Source organism: Corynebacterium mendelii, from assembly GCF_017307055.1.
Taxonomy (GTDB): Bacteria; Actinomycetota; Actinomycetes; order Mycobacteriales; family Mycobacteriaceae; genus Corynebacterium; species Corynebacterium mendelii.
Map to the genome: position 1 here is coordinate 11907 of NZ_JAFLEQ010000001.1, position 14650 is coordinate 26556.

Sequence of the window (14650 nt, forward strand, 5' to 3'; positions counted from 1 at the left end):
GGCCGCCCGCCAGGCCGGCGCCCTGGCCGCCCGCAGCGCCGCCTGGGGCACAAGCGAGGCGGTACTGGCATGGGTCGCCGACAAAGACTGTGACCGGTTCATCGCCGCGATGGCCGACAGCGCCGATATCTGCGCCATCGGCTGCGGGCAGCGCGCCACGGCCACCGGCACACCAACCTGACACCCGGCCATCCCGCCGGGCCGGCCGCCGCACAGGTGTTTCCCCCTAGTCGGCGGGCCAGGCGAATTCGGTGCGGCGGGTGGCGGTGTCGGCTGTGGTCAAGGTGACTGTGGCCCACGATCCGGCCGGCGGGGTGCCGTGGCAGGTCGCCGACACCGGCGGGCTGTCGACAAACACATCGGCGCTGCCACGGGTGGTGTCCACCGCCAGTACAGCGGCGGTGAAATTGTGCCCCACCCAGGGGGCCAGAACCGTGGCCTCGGCAAGATTGAGGCAGGCCCGTTCCACCCGCCCCGCGACAGCGGCAGTGCTGTCCATGGCCTGTGCCACCGTATCCAGCTTCGACTCCACCCACTCCGGCACCGGCCTGTTGCCGGCGATCGCCAGACAGCATTCGGTGGCGAACCGGTCGACCAGCCGCCGCAGCGGGGCGGTGACATGGGCGTAGTAGCCGCCGACACCGGCGTGGATGTCATCCGGGGTGGCCGGATTGTCGGCGCTCAGATGTGTGTAGCCCGCGCCCCGCAGCAGGGTGCGGGCCTGCCGCATCACCGCCATATCGCGCGCCCCGGTGCCCAGCGACCGGAGAAACCTGCCCAACCCCGCCGGGTCATCCGCCTGCGTTTCAGGGGTAAATCCCATCAGCTTGGCGAAGGCGATGAACTCGTCGAGGTCTGTGTCCTGCGCCGGCGGCAGGGTGCGTAAAATCCCGGTCCCCGCGGCAGCCATCATGCGCCCGGCGACCTGCCCGGTGAGAAGAGATATTTCGGCGTTGCACGCCATGGAGGCCAGCCGTGGTTCGATCACCAGCCCGAAGGTGCCGTCGGCGTTGCGCACCACCCGCTGATCGGGAAGATCCAGGCTCAACGCACCCGCGCGCTCACTGGTTGCCGCCCGCAGGCGCCCGATTTCCGGCAACAGCTCCACCGGTTCCGGCAGGGTGCCGGTGGTGATCATTTTTTCGATCTGGGTGTAGTCGTAGCGCGCCCGGGACATCACCGTGGCCCGGACAACCTGGACATCGACCACTTCGGCGCGGTCGTCGAGATCGATGGTCCACACCACCGCCGGTCGGAGCTGCCGCGGCAGCAGGCTGGCCTCCCCCTCGCTGAGAACCGCCGGGTGCAGCCGGGCCGGATAGTCGGGAAAATACAGGGTCCGGCCGCGGGCGATGGAGAATTGTTCCAGCGCACCACCCGGGGCGACAAAAGCCGCCACATCGGCGATCGCGTAGCGGACCCGGAAACCGCCGCCGGGCCGGGCGGACAGATCAACCGCCTGATCCAAATCCATCGACCCCGCCGGGTCGATGGTGACAAAATCGATGTCTGTCATCGACACCCGGTCGGCGGCATACCGGTCGACGGCGGCGGCCGCTTCGGCGGCCACCTGATCGGGAATACCGCGGTCGATCCCCATCTCACGGGCGATGGGCGAAAAATCCAGGGGTGCGGCATACAGTTTCATGACCCCATGATGCCGCAGAAGTGAAAAAAGCGCGGAAACGAGACGGCCTGTAAGCCGGATTCTGTCCCACGGATCCGTTACCGGACACCGTGGTGGTGAACATCCATCTGGACCACCCGTTGCCGGGGGCCTCAAGCAGCAAACCCGCACATGCCGGGAGACATGAGAAGTCTCCCGAAGAACAAGCAGCCCGAACATGTGCGCACGCACACCGGTGGTGCACGCTTTTACCTTGCTCCCGGTGGGGTTTACCCAGCCGCGCCGGTCACCCGGCGCGCTGGTGCGCTCTTACCGCACCTTTTCACCCTTACCGCAGGTAAAACCCTGTGGCGGTCTGTTTTCTGTGGCACTTGTCCCTCAGGTCACCCTGGGTTGCCGTTAGCAATCACCGTGCTGTTCGGAGTCCGGACTTTCCTCGGGCACCGCCCTGGAAAAACACATGCTTTCCGGTTGCGTTGCCCGCGTCCACCCGGCCGACTCGTCCGCGCGGATTTCACTCTACCCGCCGGGTGGCGGGGAAAGGAAAACCCGCGGCGCACGACAGCCGCCACAGTGGTGGTCAGTGCAGGTGTTCGGTGGAGTTGAGCAACCTGAGGCTGGTGGGCCCGTCGGCATAGAATTCGACGATCGACACCGATGACAGGTCAAGGTGGATGGCGGTGTTGGCCTCCGGGCCGGCGCCAAGAACCCGGCGGACAATCGACTTGATGGGGCTGACGTGGGTGACCACCAGCACGGTGCGTCCCCGGTGGGTGTCGAGCAGTTGATCGATGGCCTCGGTGACCCGCCGGTGGGCCTGGTCGACTGACTCGCCGTTCGGGCAGCACACCGAGGTGTCGGTGAGGAATTTCCGGTGCAGCTGCGGGTTCATCCGGTGGGCCTGGGCAAACGTGTGCCCGTCCCAGTCGCCGAAATCGAGTTCAGTCAGCCCGTCGACGGTGGTGACCGGGCAGTCCAGTACCCGGCCGATGAGTTGGGCGGTGGCGGTGCAGCGCACCAGCGGGGAGGTGACAATCGCATCGATTGTCCCCGCCGGATGGTCGCTTCCTGCCAGGGACAACAGCCACCCGGCCGCGCAGCGGGCCTGGCGACGCCCTGTTTCGGTCAGCTCCGGATCGGAACTTCCGCCGCTGTAGCAGCGGGCAATGCTCATCTCCGTTTCCCCGTGGCGCAGCACCACAAGCCGTGTCGGGCTGGTGTCGGCCTCCCCGGTGGTGCCGCTGTTATCCCCGGTGGCCCCGGGGGCGGGACAGGCAGCGGTGGCCGTTGTCTTTGTCCGCCCGGCGGCCGGGGCGGGGCTGTCCGCCCGGCTGGTTCCGGCCCGGCCGGGAATATCGAACAAACCGATCAGCTCATCGTCGGGTTCTGGTTTGGACGGTGCCGGGGAGTCGCTGGTCTTGGTACGGCTGCGGCCCGGGGATGACTGTGTTTTTCCGGCAGACCCCACCAGGGCGCGGTAGACGGTGTCGAATTCGGGGCCGGCATCCTCTTCGTCCAGCACCAGGATGGCGGGCCGGTGGCCCAAATCGCGGGCGGCGTCCATGGCTTTGTTCGCCAGGGCGTCGGCGGCGGAGTTTTTCGCCCGTTCAATCCACTGGTAGCTGACGTGGTCAAAGTTTTCGGCGATCTTTTTCGCTTCGGCGGCCAGGGCGCGCATGTCGGCGTGTTTGATTTTCCAGCGGCCGGTCATCTGTTCGACAACCAGTTTCGAGTCGAGGAAAACCGCCACCTCGCCCGCGCCCAGGGCGCGGGCGGCGGACAGCCCGTTGATCAGGCCGTGGTATTCGGCCACATTGTTGGTGTGCCGCCCCAAATATTCGGCGATACGGGCAAGCACCGTGGTGTGCTCGCCGTCATAGACCACGGTGCCGCACCCGGCCGTGCCGGGATTGCCCCGCGAACCGCCGTCAGCTTCGATAATGACTTTCATGGTGTGGTTTTCTGCCTCAGGCTTTCCGCTCATGATCGCCGCCGAGCACCAGGAACGTTCCGCACTGCGGGCAGCGGGCCACCTCGTCTTTGTCGGTTTGTTCAATGGTTTTCACCTCTGCCGGGGACAGCACCATCTGGCAGCCGGGGCAGCTGCGGCCGGAAAAGACCACCGCACACACCCCGGTGGCCCTGGTCTGTGCCCGCAGTTCTTTGGCATCGGCCGGATCCAGTTGGTCGAGCAGAGCCTGCAGACGTTCGGTCAGTTCTGCTTTGTCGGCCGCTAGCTCAGCGGCGCGCCTGCGGTAGTCCTTTTCGGCCGCCCGGTAGCTGTCGGCGAACTGTGTGGTCTCCCCGGGGGTCGGTCCGGTGGTGCGGGCCAGTTTGTTTTCCTCCGCTTTCAGCTCCCGGTCGAGGGCGGACAACCGTTTTTCGGCGGCTTTCTTATCGTGTGCGGCTTCCCGCCTCACTGCCGGATCCACCGACGCGGCAAGTGTTTTGTCGTTGTCGCGGATACGCCGCACCAGCCGGGCACGGTCGGTTGTCAGCCGGGTGATGGTGCGCACACTGTCGCCGTGGTCCAGGCTGGTGACCGCCCCCTGCCGGCGGCGCTGGTCGCGCTGTGCGCGAAGGTCGGCCAACGCCCGGTATTCGTCGGTGTCTTCCGGGTCGTCCACCCGCTGCAGGGCGCTCCAGGCGGTGGCGATATCGATGAGGATGCGCTGGCGGTCATGGTCGAGTTTCACCGGGAATCATCTCTTTCGGTCAGGGTCTTTTAAAAAAAGGCGGTAGGCGGCAGGCGGTGGGGAAAGGCGGTTGCGTGCTGTTTATCCACCACCGCAACCGGTGACGGGTTCACAGGGGGCAACGTGCACACCGGGCCGGTCGCCCCCGTCACGCCGTGGCCGCCCTCCATTTTTTCCGGGGAAAGCCGCACCCGCGCGTGCCGGGTCCGATGAGCTGAATTCTTCCACACCGCCGGCCGTCTACGACTTGTGGGCGCTGATTGTCCACGGGTCGGTGCGCACGTCAACAACTGTGGTTCTCACCCCGGCGGCGTCGGCCACGATCCCGGCGACCTGCCGGCACCAGGGGGATTCGCTGGCCCAGTGGGCGGTATCAACCACACACGGTCCCCCGGCGCGCAGATACTCATCGACGGGATGGTGCCTGAGATCACTGGTGACGTAGGCGTCCACCCCCAGGCGGCGGACGGTGTCGAGGAAACTGTCCCCGGATCCGGAAGACACGGCAACTGTCTCGATCATGGTGTCCGGATCCCCGGCGGCGCGCACCCCCCATTCGGTTTCCGGCAGCCGGTCGGCGACCTGCTGGACGAAGTCGGCAAACCGCATCGGCTGGACGAGTGTGCCCACCCGGCCGATCCCGGTCTGCTGGTCTTCCGGCACGGTCACCGGCAGGGGCACCACATCGTGGGCGACTTCCTCATAGGGGTGGGCTGTGCGCATCGCCTCGGCAATCCGTGACCGCACCGCAGTGGGGGCAATGAATTCCAGGCGGGTTTCGGTGACTGTTTCCAGCTTGCCGACCCTGCCTTCCGCCGGATGGGACTCCGGCCCGGGAAGGAACTGGCCTTTCCCGGTGATTTCGAAACTGCACTGCGAATAGTTGCCGATGGCCCCGGCACCGGCGGCGAACACGGCCTGTTTGACTTGCTCCACCGCCCCGGCGGGCACCGCGATACCCCATTTGTCCAGCGGCTGTGACGGGGTGGGGGAAATCGGTTTGCCGGGGGTGACGCCGATCAGTTCCGCCAGCACATCATTGACCCCGGGGCGGGCGGCATCGGCGTTGGTGTGGGCGGCAAAAAGCGCCACCCCATTGGTGATCAGTGTGTGCAGCACCCGCCCTTTCGGGGTGTCGGCGGCAACACTGGTGACCCCTTTGAGCAGCAGCGGATGGTGCACCACCAGCATCTGCGCCCCGGCGGCGATCGCCGCGTCAGCCACCGCGTCGGTGCAGTCGAGGGCGCAGGCCACATGGGTGACCGGAGCTGACGGATCCCCGCAGATCAACCCGACTTTGTCCCAGCTTTCCGCCAGGTGCGGCGGGTAGGCTTTCTCCACGATGCGGCGGATATCGTCGACGGTTGCTGTCACAGCGGGATCCTTAAAAAATTTCCGGCACTTGAAAAAAACATGGTCTTCTGCGGGTTGGGCACCCGCCCCGGGACAGATCCCCGGAGCCGCACCCGGCCCGGGGGCCGATCGGGTGCCACCCGGGTTCTATCGTATGCTTTTCCCTCTCGGCAGGCCTACCGGCCGCGGCCGGGCGCACCCCGGCCGATCGTCTCACCGGCGCGTTGCACCGCGTCAACAAGCTCGGCGACACTGGCCGCGTCCCTGACCGCCAGCCGCCAGAAGGAGCCGTCCAGGCCGGGAAAGCTGGCGCAGCTGCGCACCGCGATACCGTCCGCGGCAAGCAGACGGTACAGCATGTCGGCGTCCCCGGGTGGGCGCACCAGAACAAAAGGCGCCGGGCGCTCCGGCCCGCTGACGGTGAAACCCGCTGCGGCAAGTGCCCGAACCATCGCGGCCCGCCGGGTGGCCAGGGTGTGTTGTATGGCGGGAAGATAGGTGGCGGCATTGTCGGCCACGGCGGTGATCGCCGCCAGCTGCAGGCTGGCCAGCGGCCAGTGCCGCCTGGTGGTGGTCAGGCGGGCGATAAACCCGGGTTCGGCCACCACATATCCCACCCGGAGACCGGCCAGCGCCCAGGTTTTCGTCAGCGACCGCACCACCACCAGCCCCGGGGTGGTGGCCGCCCGGGCCACCAGCGACTGCCTGTCCCCGCAGACATCCATGAACGCTTCATCGACCACCACTGTGCGGTTGTCCCCCACCAGGGCGGCAACATCGTCGCCGCGGTGGACAACCGCCGTCGGGTTGGTGGGGTTTCCCACCACCACCACCGAGCCGGGGCGCACATGGTCGATCACGCCCCCGGCGGCCGGGCGCCCGTCGACTGCCACCACATCATCCAGCCCGAAGTCCCCACCCAGCACAATCCGCCGGATGTCACAGCCTGTGGCCGTTAACACCACATCCGGTTCGGTAAACGACGGGTGCACCAGATCGGCGGCGGCACACCCCATCCCGGCGAGAAGGGAAAACGCCTCCGAGGCGCCGGCCACCAGACACACCGAAGCCCCATCAATACCGTGCATGTCAGCCACGGCACGCACCGCGCGGCGTTCCGCGGCGGCAGTGGGGTAGGCCGCCAGACAGCTGTCGAGCCGGCTGGACAGATGGTCACGCAGCCACTGCGGGGTGGGGCCGTGGATATTGACGGCGAAATCGAGCCGGGCATGCTCGGCGGCGACATCGCCGTGGTAGCGGGGTGAGGTGATCTCCACGGACAAGCAGTCTAAATTGGTGTGCCCACTGCTCACGGCGGCGGGCCCGGGCGGGCGGTCTCCGGCCTACCGGTGGTCATGGACGACAACCTGTGGCAGGGTAGGCGCGTGGCAACTTTACTGATCGACCTTGACGGAACCCTCATCGATTCCTTTCCCGGTATCCGCGACAGCTTCCTCAAAGCCGTCGCCGCCGCCGGGTGGCCCACCCCGGAGGAGGACTTCGTCGCCGGTATCGCCGGCCCGCCGATGGAACAGACCCTCACCCGCCTGGGCATGGACAAGGCCACAGTCACCCGCACCCTGGAGACCTATCTGCGTTTCTACGGCGACACCGGGGTCCACAACGCCACCCCTTTCCCCGGTATGCGGGAGCTTCTGGAAAAGCTGAAAGCCTCCGGGCACACGTTGTGCACCGCCACCAGCAAAGGGGAGCACTTCGCGCGGCTGTCGCTGGACCGCTTCGACATGTTCGAATTTTTCGATGTGTTCGCCGCCGCGGAGGAAAACGGCGCCCGCCGCACCAAAGCACAGGTCATCGCCTACTGCATCGAGCAGCTGGGGGATCGTTTCGACCCGGCCGATACCCTGATGATCGGTGACCGCTCCCACGATATCGACGGGGCCAACCAGTTCGGCATCCCCACTGTCGCTGTGGGCTGGGGATACGGCAATGAAGAGGAATACGCGCAGGCCCGCTGGGTGGCGCGCACCAGACAAGAACTCGAGGACATCATCTGTGACTTCAGCTAAATCGATCCATGTGGTGTTTGTGTGCACCGGCAACATCTGCCGCTCACCGATGGCGGAGATCATCTACCGCGACAAACTGGAAGAAGCCGGCCTGTCCGACGAAGTGATGGTCACCAGCTGCGGTATCGGCGGCTGGCATGTCGGCCAGGGCGCCGACAGGCGGGCGGTGGCCGAACTGGCCGGCGCCGGCTACGACGGTTCCAAACACCGGGCCGCCCAGTTCGGTGACCGGGACCGGTCGGCCGAGCTGGTGGTGGCCCTCGATGACGGGCATGTCCGGCAGCTGAAAAAACTCGGCGTCCCGGCCGAAAGAATCCGGCTTCTGCGCAGCTTCGACCCCACCGCACCGGCGGGCGCCAGCGTCGATGACCCCTACTACGGCGGGCGGGAGGGTTTCACCCGGGTGCTCAACCAGCTGGAGGCCGCCATGCCGGGGCTGATCGAGTGGGCGAAAACCTGGACCGCGGATGTCTCCCAGCGGTAGACGGCAAACCCGCCGGGTAAACCCGCAGCCGACGGCACTAGAGTGGTGGTGGTGACAGCGAACACGGACAACAACAGCTCCCGCGGCATCCGGGATTTCCTCACCCCCGGATGGATGATCACCGCACTGCTGATCATCGGCTTCAGCTATGTCGCTTTCACGGTGCTCGCCCCCTGGCAGCTGGGTAAAAACGAGGTGCGTACCGCCCGCAACGACCGCATCAAACAGGCGGTCCAGGTCGATCCGGTGCCGTTTTCCGATGTGTTCGACCGCACCGGCACCGTCCCCGAGGACCAGGAGTGGACCCGGGTGATTGTCCGCGGCCACTATCTTCCACAAGACCAGGTGCTGCTGCGGCTGCGGCTGGTCGCCGAGGCCCCCAGCCTGCAGGCACTGACCGCTTTCGACACCGTCGACGGCCCGGTCATTCTGGTCAACCGGGGTTTCGTTGCAGCCGAGGACAACCAGGGATCCCTGCCGGATATCCCTGATGCACCCACCGGGGAGACCACCATCGAGGGGTTCGCCCGCAAGGCCGACGGACCGTCCGACAAAGGGGTGCAAACCCTGCAGGGGGCGAAACAAACCCTGGTGATCAACCCCACCCAGATCGGCGAGGCGGTGGGAACAGCACTGGGCCGCGACTACATTCAGCTGGCCGACAAACAACCCGGCACCGTCAACGCCATTCCGCTGCCGCGGCTGGAATCAGGCCCCTACCTCTCCTACGGCATCCAGTGGATCGCCTTCGGTGTGCTGGCCCCCATCGGTTTGATCTGGGCGATCCGCTCCGAGATGCGGGAACGCCGCCGGGAAAAACAGGAACGCGAGCAGCTGGCAGCTCACACCACCACCGGTGCACCGCCGAATCCCGGAGATGGCCACTCCCCCACCCCCGCAGATAACCGGCCGGTCAACAGAAACGACGACACCGGCAGCACCGCGGAGTCTGCTGCACCAGCTGACAGACAACAGGCAACGGCTCCACGCCGCCGCGCCCGCTACGGGAATGTGAAAAGGAAAAAACAGCCCCGCGCCTGGATCCCCAACGACGACGGGGAGCGGTTTTAAATAACCCGCTGCCGCTTCCCGCCGGTGCGCGCGCAGCATGCGGCCACGGCACCGGCCGCCACCACCGTCCGGGTGATCCGGGCCAGCGTCACCGCATCCACAATTGTCTGCGGGGTACACGACTGCCCGTGGCCCATAACAGGCCGGTTGTCCACACCCCACCCGTAGACGGTCTTACCGCCGAGCGATACCCCCAGGGCTGCCGCAGCAGTGGCTTCCACCGGCCCCGCATTCGGTGACGGATGGGCCGGCGCATCTTGACTCCAGGCACGCACAGCTTCTGCTCCCCTTCCCCGGCATACGGCAACGATCGTGTGCACCACCGCGGTGATTCTGGCGGGAATCCACGCCAGCACGTCATCGAGTCTGGCCGCCGCCCACCCGAAGTCGGAGTACCTCTCGGTGCGGTAGCCCACCATCGCATCAAGAGTGTTGACACAGCGGTGAAACACCACCGCCGGTGCCCCGAAAACCGAATACACCAGCGGACAGATCGCCGCGTCACAGGTGTTTTCCGCCAACGATTCCACGCACGCCCGGGCCATTCCCGGCCCGTCCAAGGCGTCCGGATCCCGGGAGCACAGCCACGGCACCCAGGCCCTGGCCGCCTCCAGATCGCCGGAAGATAGATCCCGGTGCATTTTTTCCCCCACCCCGGCCAGTGTCGATCCACCCAGCGACGCCCACAGACACACCGCCAACGACACGGCGGGAAAACGCCTGGACACCGCCACTGCTGCTGCCACGGGAACCCCCGTTGCCACCGCCACATAAACGACACCGGCCCGCTTCGACGGCCGGTAGAGCTTTTTTTCCAGCCACAGCGCCCAGGTACCGAACCATGCCACCGGATGGTGGCGCTGCGGATCCCCGATGACCGCGTCAGCGGCAACCCCTGCGGCAATGGCTGCGGCGCGGGCCAGAAAACTTTGGCGCATCAACAGTATCTCCCGGCGAAAATCATCCAAGCCTGCCACAACTATCCCCCACCTGCCGTTGTGTCGGCCAGAATGAATGAAGTCTTTTGCTCAAGCGTAGTCGCCGATACCGAAAGCAGACGAAAGGAAACTCACCACCTGTTCTGTCGATTCCCGCGCCGCCCTGCCGGTGGCTATCCGGTCTCCCCCGAGCTCGACGGTGTGGCCGTAGCCGACCACCACCGGGGTGACCGGCGCACCGGCAAACGTGAAGGGAAAACCCACCCCGTGGCCGGCACCGGGATACTCGCAGACGTAGGTCTCCACATCTGCTTTACTAGCACGCTGCTGAAGATGCCGGGCCATACCAACTGAATCCCACACCCGGTCATCGGTCGGTGCGGTCACAAGCAGCGGCCCGCGGCATCTATCCACCGGGATCGAAGCCTTGACAACCGCCTCGTCCGGATGCGCCTCCCGCACCGCCTCATACCAGGGCTTCAAATACCATGGCTTACCGGTCAATGCGGCCTTGGTGAACGTCGACCACGACAGTTTCTTTCCCGCCTTTTTCGGATCCAGATGATCACTGGCACCATCAATGCCGGTAAAAGTAACCTCCCCGCCGTCCCGCGGCGATGCGGTGACCACATCGGAAGGACTGTGGGCCACCACAGGACCAACCAGATCAGGCCTGGCTGCGGCAAGCATCAACGCCAACTCGGCGCCACGCCCGCGCCCCACCAACCCCAGGTGCACCGAATCATCGACTTTGCCGTGGGATGCCACGGCTTCCAGAAGTACCTCCAGCGCATGACCATCCACCGGGGTCCGGCCCCCGGATGCAGACAGCACATCGACGGCCACCGCCAAAAAACCCAGATCAGCCAAAGCTGCCGCGGCAGCTGACGGGCACCCACCGGTGAAGTCATCGAAAACCACCACAGCCGGCAATAGTCCGTCGGCATCGTCGGCGTAGGCCCGCGCGGCGAAAGAGCCGGTATCCACAATCTCGTCAACCGGATGCGAGGAACTGAAGATGTCGGCAGAGCCTTTGATCCTGGCATAATCATCGGCTTTGGGATCGGTGTACCGGGTGCTGACAGGCACCTCGACGATGCCGCGGGCCACCACCCGCTGCACCTTGGTGGCCTGACCTTCACCGGGGGTGCGCACCTTCAGCTGAATCAGCATCGGCGATGATGCGGAAAACGCAAACGGCCGGTTATGCCCCTTTCCCGGTGACATGGTCCACAGCGGCCCCAAACTGTCAGCCGGTGTCCAATGCGCACTTTCAGGCAACGTCACATCGGTGGAAACAACCCCCTCAGTCGACGCAGTGAAACCCTCTACCGCAGTAAAGCTCTCACCGTGGGCATCCACCGCCTCGAAAGAAATCTCCACCCTGGCACCGGGGTCAACTTCGGAGATAACAATCGGCAGTGGCTGGTGGATACTCGTCACGGGGCTGACGTCAATGAACATGCAGCCGATGGTAGGCCGCTTCATATCCCCTGTCACACAGCAGCATCACTGCCAAAAAGAGTGCTGAAAATCCCCGAGGTGCAAGCTGAAAAACGGCTTCCAGCACACGTCCCGGGGATGAAATTCAGCTCAGATTAACAGCAAAACCCACTACTCCGGGTAAACAACTTCCACCACGGGACCAACTTTGGGGGTCCGGTAGGTGTGGCAGTACGTGGTGCGCTCACGGCCGGTGAACGGCTCAACGATGAAGCAGCGCCCGCCTCCCTGCCAGCGGTGACGAGGAACTTCCGCAATCACCCTTCCCCCGTCGAGAATGAAGCCCGTGTAGGAGGCAACGGCAATGCCGTTTTCTTCCACCAGCCGCTTTGCGTCCTCATCCGAGACTTTCCAGTGACCGGTGACCCGATAAGTACGGTCCGCCACAAGCTGGTTTATTTCAGCGGGAAGTTCTTCGGCGACACTGTCGAGAACACGTGCACCGTGTGCCACGTCGTTGCGGTCAAAGAACATCGACGGGACTTGGTAGGCAATGTGTTCCACACCCATCGCGCACACCAGCGTGGGTTGAGTGACAGGCAGTGCCCGTTGGCGGGCAGCCGCCAGATATTCCACATCCCAGCCAACGAAGCGTTCCCGCTTGCCTTTCCCGCTGTCGGGAGTCGGCCGCAGCAGATTTTGGTCCCGGAGCTTTTTCGCCCGCCCGTCACTGATGCCCAGGATTTCCTGGACCGACTCGAGGCTGTATCCCGCAAAGGCGAGTCCGTAGGTCATAGATTCTGTGGTTTGCATGGAAAACGCTCTTTCCGCCGATCTTCATGTCGGCTGTCAGTCCCACCTGTTGGATGCATTCCATTGCTCCGGATTCCTTTACCGGTGGCGCTCCTTTACCGGTGGGAGGCTTACAAGAACAACAATATTATAGACCCCTGGTTTTCGGTAGTCTCATTTTCAATGGGCCAAACGACGCATCACAACAATCTTTTTCAACCATTGCGTGCCACAGATATCGGCAGAAAGGCAACACCGCGAGGAACTCATTTTCGGACAGCCTCCCACCCAGTAAAAAAATAAAAGCACCACCGCTACATATGCGGTGGCACTTCGCTTCAAGGTGGCTAGTCTCTTGTCAGGTCGGCGTAGTTTTTGAAGAGAACCTCCAGCCGCTGTTCCTCGGTGGTGAGCTTGCGTGAAGCCCCCATTGCTTTATCCACCACCCGATCCAACCTGGCGTGCGCCCTCAACAGATCAGGATCCATTGCCAGAGGTTCATACTGGTCAGCCAGCGACCGCTCGGGATGAAGCGCGCGGGCCTCAAGCACCGCCTTACCGCCCGCAATAATCTCTTGGCGCTGAGCGTCGGTCAGCTCCGGGACAGGGAACGTATGCCAAGAGACTGATGAAAAACGGAGATCAGATTTAAGCCGCCCCCCTACAGCTTTCTGCCATGTGATGAACATGGACGATGACAACAACCCAAACAGCAATCCATCTGGGTCAACAGCGGTGTAAGCCGCATTACTTGCAATCACATCCGGAGAAAGGTGCACAGCAACGAAGTACTTTCTTCGCTCACTGACTGAGCTAGGTATGAATACATAGTTCGTCTCTGGTTGCGCCCTCCACCAGAACAAATGGGGAGTGGAAGCGGCTTCATTAGCTTGTTCAGAAGGACTACTCTCTCGAAATTTACGACACCCTTCCACACGTTCCTTCAGAATTGCTGATCTACGTAGATCTTCGGGATCGAGGTCAACAAGCCACAGACACCAGCGTTCTTTCTTGTGTAAAAGCTCCCTAGCACCGAGATAAGACCGGATGTATTTAGCAGCGACAGGATCAGCTCTGAACGCCTCAATGTCCTTTCCCGTAACGACGAGACTTCCGTTATCTCTCGGCACACTTCCGAAGGACGCTTTAGGAATGATCGGGTTAAGAGACTTAGATCGGGTCGTAACTATCACATTGGGCGCATCAATCAGGTAGCCGTTTATCCCTGTCGCCACTTTTAGCGGTGTGGGATCACTTTTCACTGTCTCGTATCTCCACAGCTGGGGCTTGAAGGTTTCCTCACGGGTGAAACCAACAATAACTACGTGAACAGCTGCTTTATCAGGTGCATCTGAATCCCACTCAAAAGTGCGGTGCGCAAATTTTATCTTCCAACCAGCTGCAAATATAGCTTTGAAAAGCCGCTGTACTTGATCCCCTTGAGTAATGGAGTTAGTAGAAACAAAGGCAAATGAACCGGCCCGGTCTTTGAAGAAATCAAGCGACTTTGCGTACCACGCAGTCACATAATCGAGCCGAGAGATATTTTTCATGCGCCAGGCATCTCGAAGCTCTTGCGACTGTTCATCAGTTCGGGGATCGTGCCCGAGAAACGGCGGATTACCAAAGATATAAGTGCTGCCTACAGCACGTGGGATAGTAGTTTCCCACGGTTTCCGTAAGGCGTTGCAGTGATAAATGTGGGCGGTGACCTTGATGGGCAGGCGCTCCGGGGCAAGACCAATCCGGGCCGCAAGATGCTGGTTTGCCTGATGATCGACCAAGAACATAGCCGTCTCAGCGATACGCGCGGGCCACCAGTTAATCTCGAAGCCGTAGAACTGGCCGATAGACAACCGCTGGTCGAGCGTCACGTCAAGGGCACCCGTGGTCAGCCCCTCCCGCTCGTAGATCGCCGCGATAATCTCCGTCTCAATCTTGCGTAGCTCCCGGTAGGCGACCACAAGGAAGTTTCCACAGCCACACGCGGGGTCAAGGAAGATCATGTCCGCCAGCGAGTCACGGAAGGCACGCAACTGCTTAATCGTCGTGGACTTGTTGGTGACTAGACGGCTCGCTTCATCCCGCAGCTGGTCAAGGAACAACGGCTCTAGAACCTTCAAAATGTTGGTTTCGCTGGTGTAGTGCTCGCCGTCGCTTCGCCGTGCTTCTTTCGACTTCACCAACTGGAAGAGAGAGCCGAAAATAGCCGGACT

General features: G+C 63.5%; 13 protein-coding genes and 1 other RNA gene. 4 read left to right on the forward strand and 10 right to left on the reverse strand.

Annotation, left to right across the window (positions count from 1 at the left end; genetic code table 11):
• On the forward strand, positions 1-181 hold a 181-nt coding region (locus JZY06_RS00040), incomplete at its 5' end, for a hypothetical protein (RefSeq protein ID WP_207117445.1).
• A gap of 45 nt (positions 182-226) precedes the next feature.
• On the opposite strand, the gene JZY06_RS00045 is transcribed toward JZY06_RS00040, so the two are convergent.
• The 6 genes from JZY06_RS00045 to cobC form a co-directional block, all read right to left on the reverse strand.
• Positions 227-1648, reverse strand: coding sequence for an RNB domain-containing ribonuclease (locus JZY06_RS00045; RefSeq protein WP_207117446.1), 1422 nt, complete (start codon positions 1646-1648; stop codon positions 227-229).
• A gap of 34 nt (positions 1649-1682) precedes the next feature.
• Positions 1683-2129, reverse strand: an RNA gene (rnpB, locus tag JZY06_RS00050) — RNase P RNA component class A.
• Positions 2130-2207: 78 nt separating this feature from the next.
• Complete coding sequence (locus JZY06_RS00055; protein WP_242516407.1) at positions 2208-3578, reverse strand: bifunctional RNase H/acid phosphatase; 1371 nt, start codon at positions 3576-3578, stop codon at positions 2208-2210.
• A gap of 16 nt (positions 3579-3594) precedes the next feature.
• Positions 3595-4323 (reverse strand): C4-type zinc ribbon domain-containing protein, encoded by a 729-nt coding sequence (locus JZY06_RS12505; protein ID WP_207117448.1) that lies wholly within the window; start codon positions 4321-4323, stop codon positions 3595-3597.
• Positions 4324-4563: 240 nt separating this feature from the next.
• Positions 4564-5697 carry a Nif3-like dinuclear metal center hexameric protein gene (locus tag JZY06_RS00065; RefSeq protein WP_330616977.1) on the reverse strand — a complete coding sequence of 378 codons (1134 nt, stop codon included), beginning with the start codon at positions 5695-5697 and terminating at the stop codon, positions 4564-4566.
• Between the two features lie 155 nt (positions 5698-5852).
• Positions 5853-6953: an Rv2231c family pyridoxal phosphate-dependent protein CobC gene (gene cobC, locus JZY06_RS00070; RefSeq protein WP_330616978.1), complete on the reverse strand. Its 1101-nt coding sequence runs from the start codon at positions 6951-6953 to the stop codon at positions 5853-5855.
• Positions 6954-7061: 108 nt separating this feature from the next.
• On the opposite strand from cobC, the gene JZY06_RS00075 reads away from it, so the two are divergent.
• The 3 genes from JZY06_RS00075 to JZY06_RS00085 are packed head-to-tail and all read left to right on the forward strand — an operon-like array spanning position 7062 to position 9261.
• Positions 7062-7706 (forward strand): HAD-IA family hydrolase, encoded by a 645-nt coding sequence (locus JZY06_RS00075; RefSeq protein ID WP_377769107.1) that lies wholly within the window; start codon positions 7062-7064, stop codon positions 7704-7706.
• Entirely contained in the window at positions 7693-8190 is a 498-nt protein-coding gene (locus tag JZY06_RS00080) for a low molecular weight protein-tyrosine-phosphatase (protein WP_330616979.1), read from the forward strand. The genes JZY06_RS00075 and JZY06_RS00080 overlap by 14 nt, the downstream gene beginning before the upstream one ends.
• 51 nt (positions 8191-8241) lie before the next feature.
• Entirely contained in the window at positions 8242-9261 is a 1020-nt protein-coding gene (locus JZY06_RS00085; RefSeq protein WP_207117451.1) for an SURF1 family cytochrome oxidase biogenesis protein, read from the forward strand.
• Here the strand turns inward: JZY06_RS00085 and cbiB are convergent.
• From cbiB to JZY06_RS00105, 4 genes are all read right to left on the reverse strand, one after another.
• Positions 9258-10199 (reverse strand): adenosylcobinamide-phosphate synthase CbiB, encoded by a 942-nt coding sequence (gene cbiB, locus JZY06_RS00090; protein WP_207117458.1) that lies wholly within the window; start codon positions 10197-10199, stop codon positions 9258-9260. The genes JZY06_RS00085 and cbiB overlap by 4 nt on opposite strands.
• 90 nt (positions 10200-10289) lie before the next feature.
• Complete coding sequence (locus JZY06_RS00095) at positions 10290-11687, reverse strand: acyl-CoA thioester hydrolase/BAAT C-terminal domain-containing protein (protein WP_207117452.1); 1398 nt, start codon at positions 11685-11687, stop codon at positions 10290-10292.
• 126 nt (positions 11688-11813) lie between these two features.
• Positions 11814-12455 carry a hypothetical protein gene (locus JZY06_RS00100; protein WP_207117453.1) on the reverse strand — a complete coding sequence of 214 codons (642 nt, stop codon included), beginning with the start codon at positions 12453-12455 and terminating at the stop codon, positions 11814-11816.
• 326 nt (positions 12456-12781) lie between these two features.
• Positions 12782-14650: class I SAM-dependent DNA methyltransferase (locus JZY06_RS00105; protein WP_207117454.1), on the reverse strand; the 1869-nt coding region annotated here is incomplete at its 5' end.

Excerpts from the sequence above, each read along its gene's own strand:
- JZY06_RS00045 (WP_207117446.1), bottom strand. The coding sequence starts at position 1,648 with ATGAAACTGTATGCCGCACCCCTGGATTTTTCGCCCATCGCCCGTGAG.
- JZY06_RS00055 (WP_242516407.1), bottom strand. The coding sequence starts at position 3,578 with ATGAAAGTCATTATCGAAGCTGACGGCGGTTCGCGGGGCAATCCCGGC.
- JZY06_RS00095 (WP_207117452.1), bottom strand. The coding sequence starts at position 11,687 with ATGAAGCGGCCTACCATCGGCTGCATGTTCATTGACGTCAGCCCCGTG.
- JZY06_RS00100 (WP_207117453.1), bottom strand. The coding sequence starts at position 12,455 with ATGCAAACCACAGAATCTATGACCTACGGACTCGCCTTTGCGGGATAC.
- cbiB (WP_207117458.1), bottom strand. The coding sequence starts at position 10,199 with ATGCGCCAAAGTTTTCTGGCCCGCGCCGCAGCCATTGCCGCAGGGGTT.